Raw genomic sequence first — 18,649 nt, forward strand, 5'->3', positions numbered from 1 at the left:
GGGCCCGACACCGCGCGGGGCGCCGGACGGGCACGGGGTCGCCGTCGGCGGCCGGTGCGGCGCCCGTGCGTCGAGGACCGTGGAAGGAGAACGGGTCCGCCGTTGTTACGTGCGTAAGCGTGTCCGTGGAAGGGCCGACCCGTGTCAGAGCAACTCTCCGAGCCCGACCGCTCCCCGCAGGAGCGGGCCGCACTCGACTCGTACTCCAGGATCGTCACCTCGGTCGCCGCCGAGCTCACCCCGAAGGTCGCGGCGCTGAACGTCGCGCACCGACATCCCGGCGGGCGGTTCGTGGCCGCCGCCGGCTCCGGCGTGGTGTTCACCGACGACGGCTTCCTGCTCACCAACGCGCATGTCGTCGGACATGCCGACGCCGGCACGGTGGAGTTCGGCGAGGGCGGCTCCACCCCGTTCCACGTCATCGGCGCCGACCCGCTGTCCGACCTCGCGGTGGTCCGCGCCGACGGGCCCACCCCGCCCCCGGTGCGCCTCGGCGACGCCGCCCGGCTGCGCGTCGGCCAGCTCGTGGTCGCGGTCGGCAACCCGCTCGGACTGGCCGGCACCGTCACCGCGGGCGTGGTCAGCGCCCTGGGCCGGTCGCTGCCGACCTGGGCCGGTGTCGCCGGCCGCGTGATCGACGACGTCATACAGACCGACGCCGCGCTCAACCGCGGCAACTCGGGCGGAGCGCTCGCCACCGCCGGCGGCGAGGTCGTCGGCATCAACACCGCGGTCGCCGGAATCGGGCTCGGCCTCGCCGTCCCGATCAACGAAACCAGCCGGCAGATCATCGCGACGCTGCTCACCGACGGACGGGTGCGCCGGGCCTACCTCGGGCTCGCCACCACCCCCGCGCCGCTGCCCGCCGGGCTCCGCGCGAGGACCGGCCGGCGCAGCGGACTGCGCGTCGTCGAGGTGGTGCCGGGTGCCCCCGCCGACCGCGCCGGCCTGCGCCCCGGCGACCTGCTGCTCACCGTCGGCGGCGAACCGGTGACGAGCGCCCGGGAACTGCAACGGCTCATGCTGGCGGAGACCATCGGGCGGCCGCTCCCGCTCACGGCGCTGCGCGCCGACGCTCTCGTCGACGTCATCGCCACGCCGGTCGAACTGGTCACGGACGACTGAGCGCTCGGCCGAGCGCGGGACCGGGCGCACGGCCGAGCGCCGGGACACCGCTCGAAGGCGACCGCGCCACGCCCTCGTCCCCGCCCGGGTCCCTCGCCCCCGACGTCCGCCCGCCTCTCGGAAACGGCCGACGGGCGAGTGTCAGTGGCGGGTGTCAGGCTGATGCGTAGAGGAGTCCGCGAAGGGACATCGTCATGATCACCACAGACTTCGTTCCCGGCTCGCCGTGCTGGCTCGACCTGGGCGCGCCGGACGTCGAGGCCGCCGCCCGGTTCTACGGTTCCGTGTTCGGCTGGGAGTTCCGGCCCTACGAGGAGGGCACGGGCGGATACGGCGTGCTGCGGAAGGACGGCAGGACCGTCGGGGCGATCGGGGCGCTGACCGAGGAGGGCGCCCGTTCGGCCTGGATGATCTACTTCGACACCCGGGACGCCGACGCCACCACCCAAGCCGTGAAGAGGCTGGGCGGCACCGTACGGGTCGTGCCGCTCGACGCCGACGGAGAAGGGCGGATGGCCCAGTTCACCGACCCGCAGGGCGCTCAGTTCGCCGTCTGGCAGCCGGGGAAGACCCGGGGCCTGGAGGTCGTGGACGAGCCGGGCAGCCTGTGCTGGATCGAGCTGTACACCACCGACGCGGCCGCCGCGAAGGAGTTCTACGGCGAGCTCTTCGGCTGGACGACCCAGGACATGGCGCTGCCCGGCGGGGAAACGTACTCGCTCATCGCCCCGTCCGGCATGGGCCGGGAGCGCATGCACGGCGGCCTGATGGAGATGCCGGCGGACCAACTCGCGCCGACCGGCGGCCGGCCGTACTGGCACCCGGTGTTCGCCGTCGAGGACTGCGACGCCACGGTCGCCGGGGTCGCCGAGAACGGCGGCACCGTGCAGATGGGGCCGGAGGACGAGGAGGGCGTCGGACGGCTCGCGCTCTGTCTCGACCCGTCCGGGGCGGACTTCGTGGTGCTCACCCCGGCCGAGATGTGACCGCCGGGCCGCGGCGCCGTCCCGGGAACGCCGCCCGGAGAATCCGGAGAACACCGTCCCGAGAACGCCGTGGGGGGCGGCGGAGCCGATCGGCTCCGCCGCCCCCCACATGGGTCCGGCACCGCGGGCGCGCGGCGGTCCGGCCGTGACGGAGGCCCGCCGCGGCGACCGAGGCGGGCCTCCGTCACGGGTAGAAGTGCGTCAGCGACTCGGCGACGCAGGCGGGCTTCTCCGAGCCCTCCAGTTCGAACGTGAAGCTCCGGGTCATGGCGACCCCGCCCCGCTTCACCGGCTCCACGGAGGCGACGACGGCGTGCAGCCGCACGCGGCTGCCGACCGGCACGGGCGCCGGAAAGCGGACCTTGTTGACGCCGTAGTTCAGTGCCATGCCCACGCCCGTCACCTGGAGCAGCTCCGCGAACATCGGGATGCCCCAGCCGAGGACCATGTAGCCGTGGGCGATGGTCCTGCCGTACGGCCCCCGGGCGGCGCGCTCGGTGTCGGTGTGGATCCACTGGTGGTCGCCGGAGACGGCGGCGAACCTGTCGATCAGGTCCTGGGTGACCTCCCGGTAGCGGGAGCGGCCGAGGTCGCGGCCGGCCAGTTCCGCGATGTCGGAGATGCCGTGGACGGTGACGGTCATGGGGGTGCTCCTTCCTCAGCCGGCCGTGGTGACGGTGGTGGCGGCGTTGGCGGTCGGACGGTCGGCCGGGGCGGTCGCCTCGTCCCCCTCGCCCGCGGTCTCGTCGTGGTCGGGGCGACGCAGGATGAGGATCATGCAGCCGAGGGTCAGCACGACCTGGAAGACGGCGTAGCAGATGACGGCCGTGATGGAGCCCGTCCAGTTCAGCAGCGACTGGCCGACGATCGGGGTGGTGCCGCCGAGGATCGTGCCGCACAGCTGGTAGCAGAGCGAGATGCCGGTGTAGCGGACGTTCGCGGGGAAGCGACTGGCGAGCATGCCGGCCAGGGCCGCGTAGTACAGGCAGTGCGGGACGGTGGCGACGGCGACGCCGATCATGGCCAGGGCGTAGTTCTCGGTGCTGATGAGGATGAACATCAGCGGCATGAGGACCACTTCGGGGAGCAGCATCACGCAGACGGCCCGGGTCATGGACTTCATGCGCGTGGCGAGGACGGCGCCGAAGGGCTGGACGCAGACCTGGAGGACGTTGGCGACCAGGATGATCGTCAGGAAGGAGCTGCGGTCGAAGTCCAGGCTGGTGGTCGCCCAGGAGAGGGCGAAGGTGGACTTGAAGTACGTGGCCGACAGGCCGATGGTGCAGGCGCCGATGCCGAGCACGATGAGCATCGGCTGGGTGCGCAGCACCTCGGTGAGCGGCAGCTTGGAGACCTTCCTGGTCTCGATCGCCTTGGCCATGGCCGGCGACTCGGTGACCTTCATCCGCACGAAGAGGCCGACGAAGACGAGGACCGCGGAGGCCAGGAAGGGGATGCGCCAGCCCCAGGAGACGAAGTCGTCGTCGGGCAGCCGGCTGATGACCAGGAAGCTCACCGTGCTGAGCGTGTTGCCGACCGGCGAGCCCTGCTGGGCGAAGGCGCCGTAGAGGATCGACTTGCCCTTCGGCGCGTGCTCGGAGGCGATGAGGACGGAGCCGCCCCATTCGCCGCCGAGGCCGATGCCCTGGACCATGCGGATGGCGACCAGGATGATCGGCGCGGCCACGCCGATGGTGGCGTAGCCGGGCAGCAGGCCGATGAGGGTGGTGGAGATGCCCATCATCAGCAGGGTGATCACCAGGGTCTTCTTGCGGCCGAGGCGGTCGCCGAAGTGGCCGAAGACGATGCCGCCGAGCGGGCGGGCGAGGAAGCCGACCCAGAAGGTCGCGAAGGCGACGAGGGTGCCCACGGGACCCTCGAGCTCGGGGAAGAACACCTCGTCGAAGACCAGGGCGGAGGCGGTCCCGTAGATGTAGAAGTCGAACCACTCGATGGTGGAGCCGATGAAGGCTCCCAGACCCGCACGCTTGGCGGTTCTCTTCTGCTCGTGTGCGGTGGACGCACTCATGCGGCGGCTCCCGTGGGCGGCTGTGGATCGGGGGTGCGGGAGGAGGGGCGCGTCCCGGCGCGGCGGTTCCCGCTGTGATGGATGGGCGTAACGGTGCCATCAGGGACCGATAAGGGTCCAATACTGAATCACTGCCGCAGTGAGAGCGACCGCGTATCAGTTGGGCGGGGAGGCGGGCCGGGCGCCATAGGTGCGGAATGTGCTGTTCCGGGGGAGCGGGTCCCACGGGAGGCGGCGAGCGGTCACACGGCGAGCCTCGGGCGGAGACGGACGCGCGGCTGCGGCCGGTCGCGGGCGCACCGCCCCGCGACCGGCCGCCGGCGTGCCGGAGCGGAGGGCGTCAGCCCGTGACGCGCTCGAAGACGGCGGCCAGCCCCTGGCCGCCGCCGATGCACATGGTCTCCAGGCCGTACCGGGCCTCGCGGCGGCGCATCTCGCGGGCGAGGGTGGCCAGGATGCGGCCACCGGTGGCGCCGACGGGGTGGCCGAGGGAGATGCCGGAACCGTTGACGTTGATGCGCTCGTGGTCGGCGTCGGTGAGGCCCAGTTCGCGGGTGCAGGCGAGGACCTGCGAGGCGAAGGCCTCGTTGAGTTCGATGAGGTCCAGGTCGGCCAGGGTCAGCCCGGCCTTCTCCAGGGCGGCGCGGGTGGCCGGCACCGGGCCGATGCCCATGGTCCGAGCGGGGACGCCGGCCTTGGCGAAGGAGACGAGGCGGACCAGCGGGGTCAGTCCCAGGCGTTCGGCGGTTCCGGCGCTGGTGACGATGCAGGCCGCGGCGGCGTCGTTCTGGCCGCTGGCGTTGCCGGCCGTGACCGTCGCCTCCGGATCGGACTTGATCATCATGGGCTTCAGCGCGGCGAGCTTCTCGGCCGTGGTGTCCGGACGCGGGTGCTCGTCGGCGGAGACGGTGATCTCGCCCTTGCGGGTGCGCACCGGCACCGGCACGATCTCCTCGTCGAACAGCCCGGCCTCGATGGCCTTGGCCGCCCGCCGCTGGGAGCGGAGCGCCAGGGCGTCCTGGTCCTCGCGGCTGATCTTGTACTCGCGCCGGAGGTTCTCGGCCGTCTCGATCATGCCGCCGGGCACCGGGTGGTTGACGCCGCCGGCGGTGACGCGACCGCGGGCGAGGGAGTCGTGCAGTTCCAGCCCCGGGCCCTTGATGCCCCAGCGGGCGTCGTGCGTGTAGAAGGGGGCCGCGCTCATCACCTCGACGCCGCCCGCGATCACGACCTCGCTGAAGCCGGCGCGGACCTGCATCGCGGCGTCCAGGACGGCCTGCAGGCCCGAGCCGCAGCGCCGGTCGAGCTGGACACCGGTGACGGAGATCGGCAGCCCGGCGTCCAACGCCGCCACCCGGCCGATCGCCGGGGCGTCCGAGGTGGGGTAGACGTGGCCGAGGATCACCTCGTCCACGGCCTCGGGGTCGATGCCGGTCCGGCGTACGAGCTCCGCGATCACGTGGGCGGCGAGGCCGGCGGGACGCAGCGACGACAGCGCTCCGCCGAACCGGCCGATGGGGGTGCGCAGCGGTTCGCAGATGACGACATCGGACTGACCGGGCATGTCGGGGCCTTTCCGGGGTGTGGGTACACGGACGCGACCGACCTTTCCACCGGTCGCTCACCCGGTCCAATATGTGATCGGCGACGGATTGAGACGCGGGGGCACTCAATCGGGGCCGGGCCCGGTCACCCCACGGCCTTCGCCGCCTCCGCGACCGTCCCGCTTCCCGCCTCGTACCCCGGCGGTGTCGGCAGGGCCTCCGCCGCCACCTTCAGGACGCTGCGGAGGGCGGCCGACGGGTTGTCGCGGCGCCAGGCCAGGGCGGCCTGGAGACGGATCGGCGGGCCTTCCAAGGGGCGGTGGACGAGGCCGGTCTGCTGGATGTGGAGACAGGAGGAGAGGGTGAGGGTCACCCCGACGCCGGCCGCGACCAGCGCCAGGATCGTGTACGAGTCCGGGGCCTCCTGCACCACCCGGGGCCGGAAGCCGGCCTCCTCGCAGGCGCGGAAGGAAGCCTCGCGGAGCGAGGAGCCGGCGTTGGCGGGGAAGGTGACGAAGGGCTCGCCCTCCAGGTCCGCGAGGGCGATCCGCTCGCGTTCGGCGAGGGGGTGGTCCTGCGGCAGCGCGCACAGCAGCTCCTCCTCGTCGATCACGCGGGTCTCGACCCCCGGCAGGCCGGCCGGGAGCCGGACGAAACCGAGGTCCAGGGAGCCGTCCGCGACCTTCGCGAGGGCCACGTTGGCGTAGGTCTGCCCCTGCATCACCAGCTCCAGGCCGGGGTGGGCGGCGCGTACCGCGCGGGTCAGCAGCGGCAGGGTGTCGTGCGAGGAGGCGCCGGCGAAGCCGACGGTGACGCGGCCGTACTCGCCCTGGCCGGCGGCCCTGGCGGCCCGTACGGCGATGTCCAGGTCGTCCAGCACCCGGCGCGCCGGCTTGAGGAAGGACTCGCCGGCGCTGGTGAGCCGCACCGAGCGGGTGTTGCGCTCGAAGAGCTGGACGCCCAGCTCCTTCTCCAGCTGGCGGATCTGCTGGCTGAGCGGCGGCTGCGCCATCTGCAGCCGCTTGGCGGCGCGGCCGAAGTGGAGCTCCTCGGCCACCGCGATGAAGGAGGTCAGATGGCGCAGTTCCACGGCCGTCCCCGAGTTCTCGTGCGATCGACGCCCTCTATTTCGTCAGGCGTCTCAATGCGAACCTAATTCAGTATTGGACTGTAATCAATGTCTCCGGCAGCGTATGCGCCGTGGACAAGACCATGACGATGAAGGACGCCATCGCCACCTACGTGCGCGACGGCGACACGGTGTCCCTCGAGGGCTTCACACACCTCATCCCCACGGCCGCCGGCCACGAGATCATCCGACAGGGCCGCAGGAACCTCACCGTGGTCCGGATGACGGCGGACATCGTGGTGGACCAGATGCTCGCGGGAGGCTGCATCACCAAGTTGGTCTCCTCCTTCGTGGGCAACTCCTCCGCCGGCTCCCTGGGCGAACTGCGCCGCCGCGTCGAGCACGCCGACCCCGAGCCGCTGGAGTTCGAGGAGTACTCCCACTACGGCATGATCTGCCGCTACCTCGCGGGCGCCCAGCGGCTCCCCTTCTACCCGCTGCGCTCGTACGCCGGCAGCGACCTGCCCTCGGTCACCCCCGGCATCCGCAAGGTCGTCTCGCCCTACCCCGGCCCCGACGGCGGCACCGAGGAGATCCACGTCGTCCCGCCGATCAACCCGGACGTGACGATCATTCACGCCCAGCGCGCCGACCGCTCCGGCAACACCCAGGTGTGGGGCCTCACCGGCGTCCAGGCCGAGGCCGTCTACGCCGCCGACAAGGCCGTCGTCGTGGTCGAGGAGATCGTCGAGGACGAGGTCGTGCGCTCCGACCCCAACCGCACGATCATCCCCGCCCACGCCGTCGACGCCGTCGTCGTCTGCCCCCGCGGCGCCCACCCCTCCTTCGCGCAGGGCTACTACGACCGCGACAACGCCTTCTACCGGGCCTGGTCGCACATCAGCAAGGACCCCGCCCGGCTCGGGGAGTGGATGGCCGAGTGGGTGTACGGCACCGCGGACCACGCCGAGTACGTCGCCAAGCAGGGCGAGGAACTCTGGTCCGGCCTCGCCGTCGGCGACGCCCCGAGCCTGCCGGTGAACTACGGGCGGCGGCTGTGAACGAGACCCCCACCACCCCCGCCCCACGGACCGACGGAGAGAAGGACATGCCCACCGACGCCCCGACCGGCGGCGCGATCCCGAGCGCGGCCGGCACGGCCGGCGCGCCCGACGCCGCCCCCACCTCCTCCGAACTGCTGTCCGTCGTCGCCTCCCGCGAACTCGCCGGGCGCCGCACCGTCTTCGCGGGGATCGGGCTGCCCACGCTCGCCGCCTCCCTGGCACACCTGACCGTGGCCCCCGGACTGGAGATCGTCTACGAGTCCGGGGTGTGCGGCGCGCACCCCTCCCACCTCCCCGAGACCATCGCCGACGCCGTCCTCATCACCGGCGCCGAGGCCGTCCTCTCCATGCCCGCCCTCTTCGGCTACGTCCTCCAGGGCGGCCACATCGACGTCGGCTTCCTGGGCGCCGCCCAGATCGACCGGTACGGCAACCTCAACTCCTCCGTCATCGGCGACTGGCGGTCCCCACGGGTCCGGCTCCCCGGCTCCGGCGGCGCCGTGGAGGTCATGGCCAACTCCCGCGAGGTGTTCGTGGTGATGCGCCGCCACGACCCGCGCTCCTTCGTCGCCGAACTGGACTTCTGCACCTCTCCCGGACCCGACCGGGCCCTCGCCGAGGGCATCGCGCCGCGCGGCGCCGGCGTCACCCGCGTCATCACCGACCTGGGCATCCTCGCCCGCTCCGGCCCCGGCGAGGAGCTGGCGCTCGTCGCCGTCCACCCCGGCGTCACGGTCGAACAGGTGCGCGCCGCCACCGGCTGGGACCTGCGGACCGCCGCGGAGGTGGCCGTCATCGAACCGCCCTCCGAGGCCGAACTCCGGCTCCTGCGCGAAGACGTCGACCCCGGTCGCGTCTACCTGCGCTGAGCACGCGCCGCGACCGTCCGCGGGCGACCGTACGCATCGACAACCAGGGACGAGGAACCGAATGCGCATCAGGATCGTGGGAGCCGGCACGATGGGCCGCGGCATCGCCCAGTGGGCCGCGACCGCCGGCCACACCGTCGAACTGGCCGACGCCCGGCAGGAGTCCGTGGACGAGGCCGTCGGCTTCATCGCCGGAATGCTCGGCCGCGCCGTGGAGAAGGGCCGCATCGGCGCCGAGGAGGCGGCCGACGCCGTGGAGCGGCTGGTGCCCCTGGAGTCGCCCCTGGAACCGGGCGACGACGTCGCGTTGGTGATCGAGGCGGTCCTGGAGGACCTCGCCGTCAAGGCGGAGCTGTTCACGAGCCTGGAGAAGGTGCTGCCCGCCTCGGCCGTCTTCGCCACCAACACCTCCTCGCTGTCGGTGACCCGGATCGGCGCCCGCCTGGCCGACCCCACGCGCCTGGCCGGCCTGCACTTCTTCAACCCCGTGCCGCTGATGCGCATCGCCGAGGTGGTCCCCGGAGCCGCGACCCGGCCCGACATCCCGCCGTTCCTCGTCGACTTCGTGGAGAGGACCGGACACCGCGCGGTCGTCGTCGCCGACACCCCCGGCTTCCTCGTCAACCACGCCGGGCGCGGCCTGATCACCGAGGCGCTGGCGCTGCTGGAGGAGGACGTCTGCGACGTCGCCGGCATCGACCGGATCGCCCGCGACGTCCTCGGCCTGCGCATGGGCCCCTTCGAACTCACCGACCTGACCGGCCTCGACGTCACCGCCTCGGTCATCGACACCGTCTGGCAGGGCTTCCGCCACTCCGACCGGCTCCGACCCTCCTACCTCACCCCCAACCGGGTCGCCGCCGGGCTGCTCGGCCGCAAGACCGGACGCGGCTTCTACGACCACGGAACCGACGCGCCCGGTGCCCCCGCCGAGACGCCCGTGACCGGCGACGCCGGCCGCCCCGTCCACGTGCCCGGCGACGGCGAGCGGGCCGAGGAACTGCGCCGCGCGCTCGACGCCGCCGGCGCCGTCCTCGACCCGGGGCCGCGCCCCGCCGCCGACGCCCTGGTGCTGCTGCCCGTCTGGGGCACCACCGTCGCCTCCGCCGTCGCCGAGCACGGCCTGCCCGCCGCCCGGACCTTCGGCGTCGACCCGCTGTCCCTGCCGGCCCGCCGCCGGGTGCTGTCCATGACCCCGGCCGCCGACCCGGCCGCCGTCGAGGACGCCCGTGCCGTGCTCGCCCGGCCCGAGGGCGACGACCGGGCCCGGGCCGTCACCGTCGTCCGCGACACCGCCGGCTCCGTCGCCCAGCGCATCCTCGCCTCGATCGTCCAGGTCTCGGCCTCCATCGCCGAGCGCGCGATCGCCGCGCCCGCCGACATCGACCTCGCCGTCACCACCGGCCTCGGCTATCCGCACGGACCGCTGGCCTGGGGCGACACCGTCGGCGCCGCCCGGATGCTGGAACTGCACCGGGCGCTGTACGAGACCACCGGCGACCCGCGCTACCGGCCCACCCGCTGGGTCGCCGAGCGCGCCGCGCTCGGCCTGGCGCTCACCGACCCGGGCACCCCGCCCCCGCACCGGGCCGGCTGACCCGCCGTCACCCCCGCACGCCGTGCTCGTACGGACGGCCGGCGACCCGCACCGCACCACCACGCCGCCCCGGCGTCACCACCCAAGGAGCAGACCAGTGTTCTCACGCGACTTCGGGCTCACCGAGACCCAGCGCGACATCCGGGCCATGGCCGCCGAATTCGTCGACGCGGAGATCGTGCCGTACGCCCGCGAGTGGGACCGGCGGGAGCAGGTCGACCCGGGCATCGTCAAGCGCCTGGGCGAGCTGGGCTTCCTCGGCCTGACGGTCCCCGAGGAGTACGGCGGCGTGGACGCCGACATGCTCTCCTACGTCCTCGTCACCGAGGAGCTGGGCCGCGGCGACTCCGCCGTGCGCGGCATCGTCTCCGTCTCCCTCGGATTGGTCGCCAAGACCATCGCCGCGCACGGCACCGAGGAGCAGAAGGGGGAGTGGCTGCCGCGGCTCACCGGCGGCGAGGCGCTCGGCTGCTTCGCCCTCACCGAGCCCGGCACCGGCTCCGACGCGGGCTCCCTGGCCACGCGCGCCGTCCGCGACGGCGACGACTGGGTGATCGACGGCGGCAAGATGTTCATCACCAACGGCACGGTCGCCGCCGTCGCCCTGACCTTCGCCCGCACCGAGAAGGGCATCACCGCCTTCCTCGTGCCGACCGACACCCCCGGGTTCACCGCCCGCGAGGTCCACGGCAAGCTCGGTCTGCGCGGCCAGGCCACCGCGGAGATCACCTACGAGGGCGTCAGGGTCCCCGACTCCGCCCGCCTGGGCGTCGAGGGCAAGGGTCTGGGCATCGCCCTCGGCGCGCTCTCGCGCGGCCGCGTCTCCGTGGCGGCCGGTGCCGTCGGCGTCGGCCAGGGCGCGCTGGACGCCGCCGTCCGCTACTCCACCGAGCGCACCCAGTTCGGCAAGCCGGTCGCCTCGTTCCAGCTCGTACAGGAGCTGCTCGCGGACTCCGCCGTGGACGTCATGGCGTCCCGGCTGCTCACCCACCAGGTGGCCCGCATGATCGACGCGGGCGCCGGCCCCAAGGAGTACGCGACCGACGCCTCGGTGGCCAAGTACCACGCCAGTGAGACGGCCGTGCGCGTGAGCAACAACTGCCTCCAGGTCTTCGGCGGCTACGGCTACATCGACGAGTACCCGGTCGGCAAGTACCTGCGCGACGCCCGCGTGCTCACCCTGTACGAGGGCACCAGCCAGGTCCAGAAGCTGATCATCGGGCGCGACCTGACGGGCGTCGACGCGATGGCGTGACGGAGGCCCGCCCTCCGCCCCGCCCCGTGGCCCGGAGCGCGTTCCACGTCGCGCTCGCGCGGGGCGGGTTCGCCGCACCAGGGCGGAAGGCATCACTCCGCAAAAGGTGCGAACGATCACATCGGACGTACAACCATCCACCCCGCCCAAAGGTCTCGATGAGTGGCTTCAGCAACACCATGGGGAGGCCGACCGACCTTACGGATCGAGGTGCCATGAAGCGTTCGACACGTGCCGCGGGGGCGGCACTGATCGCCGTCGCGACCGTCGGGGCAGGGCTGCTGGCGACGGCTCCCGCCGCCACCGCCGCGACCACCGGTGCGACGGCCGCGTACAACGGAGTCTGTGGCTCCGGCTACAAGGTGGTGAACTCCATGCCCGTCGCCGACGTGGGGACCGTGTACCTCACGTACAACTCGTCGACCGGCAAGAACTGTGTGGTCACCATCCGCAACACCTCCGGCTCGCCGACGTACATGGTGGCCTACCTGCGCAACGTCGAGAGCGACCACGCCGCGTACGACGAGGGCGAGTACCGCTCGTACGCGGGTCCCGTGTACACGTACGCGCGCGGCGTGTGCGTGGAGTGGGGCGGTGTCATCGACACCTGGCAGTCCTGGAACTACGGCTCCAACTGCGGGACGTTCGCGGCCAAGGGCAACGACAAGGACTGGTTCGCCGGCGAGCGCTGACGCCTGAGCGAGCGCGACGGGGGCTCCGCCGGACGGCGGGGCCCCTCCGGCGTGCGCCCGAACTCGCCTCCCCGACACGCCCTTCGAGGAACCGCTCGGAGGGATTGTTCACACCCCGCGCGGTGATTGCCGAACAATCCCACGGCCGCTTGGGTGCCGGTACAGGGTCCGACCACCGCGAGGAGACACCATGCACCTGCACGCTGCGGCCACGACGACGCCCCGAGGTCCCGTCCCCGCCCGGCGGCACGGCCCGGGAACCGCCGTCGCGGTGTGCCTCATGGTCCTGTCGGCAGGGTGCGGGTCCTCGGACGGCGCCGGCGGCGTGGACGACGGTGCGAAGAAGCCGCGCACGTCGCCGGCCGCGTCCGCCGCGCCGAGCCGTTCGGCGTCGCCGACGCCGTCGCCGACGCCGACCCCCACGACCTCCTCGCCCTCGCCGACGTACACGGCGACGGAAGACCTGAGCACCTGTCACGACGGCGAGTGCACGGTCGAGGTCCAGGCGGGCGACACCATCCGCTTCGGCGGCCGGGTCAGGGTCGAGCCCCCGATCGACAGCCTCTTGGTGGTGGACGTGAACACCGACGGACCCACCCTCATGCTGTCCTCGGGGATGACGACGACGGCGTACGGCACGATCGAGATCAACGACGGGCTCCGCGTCGAGACCCTGCACAGCGACGGGACCAGCGCGACGATCAGGATCGACCGCGTGGCATGAGAGGCCTCCCGACGCCGAGCCGGCCGTCGGCGCGGTCCGGACGCGCGTACACGCGGGACGTCCCCACGGTCGGGCGGACGGCGGTGTGGTTCATTCCGCCGGGGCCGGGAGCCCCATCGGGTTGGGGAACCGCAGCGCCGTGGCGCACGCACGGGCCGGTGGGACGAGCAGCCGGCACAGCCGGTCCGCCGTGGCGGGGGCAAGGGCCTGCCAGGGACGCGCGGCGGCCCGGTCGGTCGCCTCCTCCACCGCGCGGTGCGCCTGACGTCCCTCCGGCGTCGCCGTCCCGTCGAGCCCCAGCCACCCGCGGGCGGTCAGCCGGTCCCGGGCGGCCTGCCACTGGTCGTCGCTCCACCCCCGGTGGGGCTGGAGTTCGGCGCGCGGCAGGTCGATGCCGGCCCGCAGCACCAGGGCCTCGCAGCCGTCCAGCCCCGCCGCGACCAAGGCCGCGACATGGCCGTCGCCGCGGTGCTCCCGCAGGACGGTCGCCGCGTGCCACAGACGGTCGACGGCGCCTTCCGGAACCGGGAGGGCCCGGTTGGCGGCGGCCAGCACACGCCCGGCGCAGTCCAGCTCCTCGACCACGGGCACCAGGAGGGCGGCGGCCTCCTCCACCAGGCGGTCGTACCCGGAGAGCAGAGGCTCCAGGGCCGCGCGGGCGCCGGTCCGCCGGGCCTCCAGAGCGCGTTCGGGCGTCGCCATCGCCCAGACGCCGGGCAGCGCCCGCGCGACCATGGTCGGGGCGAAGCCGAAGAACGCGGCCGTGACCGGCCCCGGGCCGACCTCCCCCAGCGGCGCGGCGCGTCCGGCGAAGTACCCTCGCCAGAAACCGCGCAGCCCCGCCTCCTCGAAAGCGGCTCGGGCCCGCGGCGCGAAATAGGTCACCGCGTGCACCGGCTCGATCAGGGTCCACAGCCTGCGCGCCGTCCGCTCGGCGTCCCCCACGCCCCACCTCCTCGTCGGGCCTCCGACCGGCCGGAGGCACCTCCTGGTGCTGCCCGCGGCGGGGCGGCCGGGAAACCTCGGCCGACTCGCGCGCCGCACGGACCCGGACCGAGGCGAGCGCGGACCGCACGCCCGGGCAGGCCGGGACGGGGGGGTCAGCGCGCCGGCGGGACGAACTCGGGCTGGTCGAGCAGGCGCAGCCAACTCCCGTCGGGCTGGCGGCGGACGACCTGCGCGCGGGCACCGGCCCCGTCCTTCGGAGGGGTGGAGGTGAGGGCGATGTCACCGCTGACCAGCGTGGGCAGCGGCTGTTCCGGCTCGAAGCGGGGACGGTGGGCGAGCACCTTCTCCCACAGCGCGCGGATCGCCTCCCGGCCCACGGTCTGCTCGCCGGGCGGATAGGCCATCACCGCGTTCTCCTCGTAGAGCGCGGCCACCCCGACCGCGTCCCCGGCGTTGGACCGCTCGACGAACAGGCGGGTGATGTCCTCGGGCCGCATGGCCTTCTCGTAGTCCTCGTACTTCGGCATGGATTCCTCCTCGTCGCGGGCTCGTGTCGGACTCGTCTCGGGCTCCGCACGGTCCAGCCTGGTCGACCGCGAGGAAGAAGTCCAAGAGATGATTGTTCTGGGCACCAGAAGCGACGGTTATGAACAGGACGCGCTCGGCGTCCCGTGCGGGGCCGGACCGGAGAGGCCCACCGACCGCGACGGGGGTCTCGCACGGGCGCCGCGCGAGACCCCCGCCACCGCTACGACAGCAACTCGACCTCCGCGAGCGTGCCGCCGGAACCGTCCAGCACCAGCCGGTACTTCCGGTGGGCGCCGGGGCTGTCCACCGTGAACACCCGGGTCTGCCGGTCCCAGGCGAACGACTGGCCGGTGCGCCGGTCCAGGTCCGTCCACTCGGTGCCGTCCGACGAGCCCTGCAACACCCAGCCGGAGGGCGCCGTGGCGCGGTCCGCGGAGGTCAGCGTGTACTGCACCGCCTTCACCTCCCCGTCCACGGGAAGCTCGACCGTCCCGACGGCCGCGGTGGTCGCCGAGGAGTCGTCGAACAGCGGACCGGAGCCGGTCAGGGCGTCGTCGCGGGGGGCCGGGACCTCGTCGCCCCGGGTGATGGAGACCGGGCCCGCGTTCTCGCCGGTGCCCCACGCGGAGGGCCTGGGGCCCATCTCGAACTCCAGCACGCCGCCCCTGGCGAGCACCGCGTGGTCGATCGCCGTGGACGACCAGCGCTTGCCGTTGACCTTCAGCCCCTGCACGTAGATGTTCTTCGCGCTGTTCTTCGGGGCCTTGACCACCAGCGTGCGGCCGTTGTCCATGCGCACGGTCGCCTTGGTGAACAGCGGCGAGCCGATCGTGTACTCCCCGCTGCCCATGACCAGCGGGTAGAAGCCGAGCGCGGAGAACAGGTACCAGGCAGACTGCTCGCCGTTGTCCTCGTCGCCGTGGTAGCCCTGCCCGATCTCGCTGCCGATGTACAGCCGGGAGAGCACCTCGCGGACCTTCTCCTGCGTCTTCCAGGGCTGCCCGGCCGCGTTGTACATGTACGTCACGTGGTGGGCGACCTGGTTGCTGTGCCCGTACATGCCCATCCGCACGTCCCGGGCCTCGGTCATCTCGTGGATGACGCCGCCGTAGGAGCCGACGAACTCGGGGGAGGCGGTCTCCGGGGTGGCGAAGTAGGTGTCCAGCTTCTCGGCCAGCCCCTTGCGTCCGCCGTACAGGTTGGCCAGGCCGCGGGAGTCCTGCGGCGCGGTGAAGGCGTAGCCCCAGCCGTTGGTCTCCGTGTAGTCGTAGCCCCACACCCGCGGGTCGTACTTCTCGGAGTCCACCCGCCAGGCGCCCTTCGGGTCGCGGCCCTGGAAGAAGCCGGCCTCGGAGTCGAACAGCCTGGTGTAGTTCAGGGCCCGGTTGCGGAAGTACTCGGCCTCCTCGGCGTACCGCTTCTTGCCGGTCCTCTTGTACAGCGCCTTCGCCATCTCGGAGATGCCGTAGTCGTTGAGGTAGCCCTCCAGCGACCAGGACAGACCCTCGTGGGTGGCGGTGGAGGCGTAGCCGAGGAACGTCGAGGTCTCCATGCCCTTGCGGCCGACGCCCGAGGACGGCGGCACCACGGTGGCGTTCTTCAGGGCCGCCTCGTAGGCCGCCTCCGCGTCGAAGTCGACGCCCTTGACGTACGCGTCGGCGAACGCGACGTCCGAGGAGGTGCCGGTCATCAGGTCGGCGTAGCCGGGGGAGGACCAGCGGGAGATCCAGCCGCCGTCCTTGTACTGCTGGACGAATCCGTCGACCAGTTCGCCGGCCTTCTTCGGGGTCAGGAAGGAGTACGCCGGCCAGGTGGTCCGGTAGGTGTCCCAGAAGCCGTTGTTGACGTAGACCTTGCCCTCGACGATCTTCGCGCCGGTGTGCGTCGGCGTGTCCGGACCGGTCTGCGGCGAGAACGGGCTGGCGTACTTGTGGGTCCCGTCCACCTTCTCGAAACCGGAGTTCGGGTACAGGTACAGCCGGTACAGGTTGGAGTAGAGCGTGGTCAGCTGGTCGTGGTCGGCGCCCTCGACCGTCACCCGCGACAGCAGCGAGTCCCACTGGGCGCGGGCGTCCCTCATCACCTCGCCGAAGGAGGTCCCGGCCGGGATCTCCTGCTCCAGGTTCTTCCGGGCCTGCTCCACGCTGATCAGCGAGGTGGCCAGACGCAGCTCCACCGTCCGGTCCTCGCCCGCGTCGAAGCGCAGGTGGCCGCGGGGCCCGGAGGAGTCGCCGGAGAGCACCGGGGCGTCGAAGACGCCGTGGACGAACAGGCGGGTGGCGCCCGTCGACAGGCCGCTCTTGACGTCCGAGTAGCCGGTCACCACCCCGTTCTCCTGGTCCAGGGTGAGTCCGGCCGCGGTGTCGGAGACGTTGTCGAAGACGACGCTCGCGTCGTCGCCCGGGTAGGTGAAGCGCAGCAGGGCGGCGTGGTCGGTCGGCGCCATCTCGGCCTTCAGGCCGTTCTCGAACGTCACGCCGTAGTAGTGCGGTCTGGCGGTCTCGTTCTCGTGCCGGAAGGCCAGCGCCCGGCCCTCGCGCGAGGTGTCCGGCGTGCCCTCGGCCGCGGACGGCATGACCTGGAAGGTCTGCCGGTCGCCCATCCACGGGCTCGGCTCGTGGCTGGCGCTGAACGCCTGGATCTCGGGCAGGTTGTCGTCGTTGTTGGCGCGCGCGTAGTCGTAGAGCCAGCTCGTGGAGGCGGCGTTGGTGACCGGCGTCCAGAAGTTGAAGCCGTGCGGGACGGCCGTGGCCGGGAAGGTGTTGCCCCGGGAGAAGGCGCCGCTGGAGTTGGTGCCGCGGGTGGTGTCCGCGTAGTCCGACACGTGGGCGAGCCGTTTCGGCGGGGCCTTCGGGGCGATCGACACGTCGTCGATCCAGCCGCGGAACGTCGCCGGGCCCTTGGGCGCGTCGTAGGCGACCAGGATCCGGTCGACGGTCTTGCCCGCGGCCACCGAGCCGATCCGGGACTCCTTGTGGTTCCACTGGTTGACGTACAGCGTCTTGGAGGCGGCCTGGCCCTGCGGGGTGAGGAGCGCGCCGTGCTGGTCGACGGCCTTCAGGTCGCTCAGGTACGTGCCGTCGGTGAACGCCAGGTCCACGGCGACGTGCGTGGCCGGGTAGTCGAGGTCCGTCTCCGGCATCGACGGGAAGACCCGGTAGGACAGCACGGTGTTCGGCCCGACCGCCGTGTCGACGTCGAAGACCTTGTTGTACGAGTAGGCGCGTCCCTCGCTCTCGTGGGTGCCGGAGTAGCGCAGGGCCCGGGTGCCGGTGAAGCCGGCGTTCGCCTTGGCGGTGGGGGAGCCCGTCGGGCCGCGGTCGACCTGACTGCGCATGTCGTCGGGGACGGGCTCGGAGGTGTTCCCGTCGGAGAACTGGACCTCGGCGAGCTGGGTCAGTCCCGCGCCGGAATTGGCGGTGATCTCCAACCGGTAGTGGCGGAACGCCGCACCGCCGGAGAGGTCGTACGTCCTGGTCTGGAGACGGTCGGGGAAGTCCTGGTTCTCGCGGCTGTCGAGCGTTCTCCAGTCCTTCCCGTCCGCGGAACCCTTCAGCGTCCAGTTCTTCGGGTCCCGCTCTTCCGCGTCGTTGGCGGAGGTGAGCGCGTAGGTCACCACCGTGACGGGTTCGTCGAAGTCGAATTCGAGCCAGGCGGTGGGCTCGAAAGCGAGCCATTTCGTCGTCTTCTCGCCGTCGACGAGGTTCTCCTTGACCTCGCCGGCGGCGGGGTACTCCGCGCTCGCCCGGACGTCGGTGACCCGGTCGGTCACATTGCCCGGGATGCCGCCGGCGTAGCCGCCGTTGACGCCGGAGGCGCGCTTGGTGCCGTCCGGGCCGGTCTCGACGGTGTTGCGCCAGTCGGGCTGTGGCTCGTCGTTCTCGAAGGAGGAGGCGAACTCCCGGTCGGGGGAGGCCGGTTGGGCCGGTAGGGCGACGGCCGAGCCGGGGACGGCGACCACCAGGGCGAGGGCCGCGGCCACGACGGCCGCGGTCCCCTGTCTGTCCCGGAAACCGCGTCGGGGCCTGCGCTGCGTACGGGGCATGCGAAGGGGCCTCCCTTGAATGCGGACAACGTTGTCATATCGCATTTCGCACAGAACAGTAGGGAGTCAACGCACGGAGATGTCAAGGGTGTTGCCGGAGTGGCCCGCACCGCGGGCCGCCGTATGACCCGTCTGCCGGGATCGACTCCACCGGGTCGCGGTGCGGCGAATCGC

General features: G+C 72.5%; 15 protein-coding genes. 8 read left to right on the plus strand and 7 right to left on the minus strand.

What is annotated here, in order from left to right:
• The first annotated feature begins 141 nt into the window (after positions 1 to 141).
• Positions 142 to 1,125 (plus strand): S1C family serine protease, encoded by a 984-nt coding sequence (locus tag ABD335_RS04670; protein WP_344320785.1) that lies wholly within the window; start codon positions 142 to 144, stop codon positions 1,123 to 1,125.
• A gap of 194 nt (positions 1,126 to 1,319) precedes the next feature.
• Entirely contained in the window at positions 1,320 to 2,111 is a 792-nt protein-coding gene (locus ABD335_RS04675; protein ID WP_344320787.1) for a VOC family protein, read from the plus strand.
• 184 nt (positions 2,112 to 2,295) lie between these two features.
• Here ABD335_RS04675 and ABD335_RS04680 read toward each other — a convergent pair whose 3' ends face one another.
• The 4 genes from ABD335_RS04680 to ABD335_RS04695 all read right to left on the minus strand — a co-directional run bounded on the left by ABD335_RS04680 (position 2,296) and on the right by ABD335_RS04695 (position 6,774).
• The gene (locus ABD335_RS04680) at positions 2,296 to 2,754 is read right to left on the minus strand and encodes a MaoC family dehydratase (RefSeq protein ID WP_344320788.1); all 459 of its coding nucleotides are present in this window, start codon (positions 2,752 to 2,754) and stop codon (positions 2,296 to 2,298) included.
• Between the two features lie 15 nt (positions 2,755 to 2,769).
• Positions 2,770 to 4,140, minus strand: a complete 1,371-nt coding sequence (locus ABD335_RS04685) for an MFS transporter (protein ID WP_344320789.1) — start codon at positions 4,138 to 4,140, stop codon at positions 2,770 to 2,772.
• A gap of 340 nt (positions 4,141 to 4,480) precedes the next feature.
• Complete coding sequence (locus tag ABD335_RS04690; RefSeq protein WP_344320790.1) at positions 4,481 to 5,704, minus strand: acetyl-CoA C-acetyltransferase; 1,224 nt, start codon at positions 5,702 to 5,704, stop codon at positions 4,481 to 4,483.
• Between the two features lie 125 nt (positions 5,705 to 5,829).
• Positions 5,830 to 6,774 carry a LysR family transcriptional regulator gene (locus ABD335_RS04695; RefSeq protein ID WP_344320791.1) on the minus strand — a complete coding sequence of 315 codons (945 nt, stop codon included), beginning with the start codon at positions 6,772 to 6,774 and terminating at the stop codon, positions 5,830 to 5,832.
• 122 nt (positions 6,775 to 6,896) lie between these two features.
• Between ABD335_RS04695 and ABD335_RS04700 the strand changes: the two genes are divergently transcribed.
• From ABD335_RS04700 to ABD335_RS04725, 6 genes are all read left to right on the plus strand, one after another.
• Positions 6,897 to 7,814: a CoA transferase subunit A gene (locus ABD335_RS04700; protein WP_425583547.1), complete on the plus strand. Its 918-nt coding sequence runs from the start codon at positions 6,897 to 6,899 to the stop codon at positions 7,812 to 7,814.
• Between the two features lie 47 nt (positions 7,815 to 7,861).
• Positions 7,862 to 8,686, plus strand: coding sequence for a CoA-transferase subunit beta (locus ABD335_RS04705; RefSeq protein WP_344320793.1), 825 nt, complete (start codon positions 7,862 to 7,864; stop codon positions 8,684 to 8,686).
• A 61-nt stretch (positions 8,687 to 8,747) separates the two neighbouring features.
• On the plus strand, positions 8,748 to 10,283 hold the full coding sequence (locus tag ABD335_RS04710) for a 3-hydroxyacyl-CoA dehydrogenase (RefSeq protein ID WP_344320794.1): 1,536 nt from the start codon (positions 8,748 to 8,750) through the stop codon (positions 10,281 to 10,283).
• A gap of 97 nt (positions 10,284 to 10,380) precedes the next feature.
• Positions 10,381 to 11,538: an acyl-CoA dehydrogenase family protein gene (locus ABD335_RS04715; protein WP_344320795.1), complete on the plus strand. Its 1,158-nt coding sequence runs from the start codon at positions 10,381 to 10,383 to the stop codon at positions 11,536 to 11,538.
• Between the two features lie 215 nt (positions 11,539 to 11,753).
• Positions 11,754 to 12,230, plus strand: coding sequence for a spore-associated protein A (locus ABD335_RS04720; RefSeq protein ID WP_344320796.1), 477 nt, complete (start codon positions 11,754 to 11,756; stop codon positions 12,228 to 12,230).
• A 190-nt stretch (positions 12,231 to 12,420) separates the two neighbouring features.
• Positions 12,421 to 12,954: a hypothetical protein gene (locus tag ABD335_RS04725; RefSeq protein WP_344320797.1), complete on the plus strand. Its 534-nt coding sequence runs from the start codon at positions 12,421 to 12,423 to the stop codon at positions 12,952 to 12,954.
• Between the two features lie 90 nt (positions 12,955 to 13,044).
• Here the strand turns inward: ABD335_RS04725 and ABD335_RS04730 are convergent, their stop codons facing one another.
• The 3 genes from ABD335_RS04730 to ABD335_RS04740 all read right to left on the minus strand — a co-directional run bounded on the left by ABD335_RS04730 (position 13,045) and on the right by ABD335_RS04740 (position 18,475).
• Positions 13,045 to 13,899, minus strand: coding sequence for an SCO6745 family protein (locus ABD335_RS04730; RefSeq protein WP_344320798.1), 855 nt, complete (start codon positions 13,897 to 13,899; stop codon positions 13,045 to 13,047).
• 155 nt (positions 13,900 to 14,054) lie between these two features.
• Positions 14,055 to 14,429 (minus strand): YybH family protein, encoded by a 375-nt coding sequence (locus ABD335_RS04735; protein WP_344320799.1) that lies wholly within the window; start codon positions 14,427 to 14,429, stop codon positions 14,055 to 14,057.
• 221 nt (positions 14,430 to 14,650) lie between these two features.
• Entirely contained in the window at positions 14,651 to 18,475 is a 3,825-nt protein-coding gene (locus tag ABD335_RS04740) for a GH92 family glycosyl hydrolase (RefSeq protein ID WP_344320800.1), read from the minus strand.
• Positions 18,476 to 18,649: the final 174 nt, after the last annotated feature.

The sequence above is a fragment of the Streptomyces macrosporus genome (assembly GCF_039533145.1).
In the GTDB taxonomy this organism is placed as follows: Bacteria; Actinomycetota; Actinomycetes; order Streptomycetales; family Streptomycetaceae; genus Streptomyces; species Streptomyces macrosporus.

Coding starts and splice junctions, on each gene's coding strand:
- ABD335_RS04700 (WP_425583547.1), top strand. CDS start 6,897: ATGACGATGAAGGACGCCATCGCCACCTACGTGCGCGACGGCGACACG.
- ABD335_RS04735 (WP_344320799.1), bottom strand. CDS start 14,429: ATGCCGAAGTACGAGGACTACGAGAAGGCCATGCGGCCCGAGGACATC.
- ABD335_RS04690 (WP_344320790.1), bottom strand. CDS start 5,704: ATGCCCGGTCAGTCCGATGTCGTCATCTGCGAACCGCTGCGCACCCCC.
- ABD335_RS04720 (WP_344320796.1), top strand. CDS start 11,754: ATGAAGCGTTCGACACGTGCCGCGGGGGCGGCACTGATCGCCGTCGCG.
- ABD335_RS04740 (WP_344320800.1), bottom strand. CDS start 18,475: ATGCCCCGTACGCAGCGCAGGCCCCGACGCGGTTTCCGGGACAGACAG.
- ABD335_RS04705 (WP_344320793.1), top strand. CDS start 7,862: ATGCCCACCGACGCCCCGACCGGCGGCGCGATCCCGAGCGCGGCCGGC.
- ABD335_RS04680 (WP_344320788.1), bottom strand. CDS start 2,754: ATGACCGTCACCGTCCACGGCATCTCCGACATCGCGGAACTGGCCGGC.
- ABD335_RS04685 (WP_344320789.1), bottom strand. CDS start 4,140: ATGAGTGCGTCCACCGCACACGAGCAGAAGAGAACCGCCAAGCGTGCG.
- ABD335_RS04710 (WP_344320794.1), top strand. CDS start 8,748: ATGCGCATCAGGATCGTGGGAGCCGGCACGATGGGCCGCGGCATCGCC.
- ABD335_RS04725 (WP_344320797.1), top strand. CDS start 12,421: ATGCACCTGCACGCTGCGGCCACGACGACGCCCCGAGGTCCCGTCCCC.
- ABD335_RS04675 (WP_344320787.1), top strand. CDS start 1,320: ATGATCACCACAGACTTCGTTCCCGGCTCGCCGTGCTGGCTCGACCTG.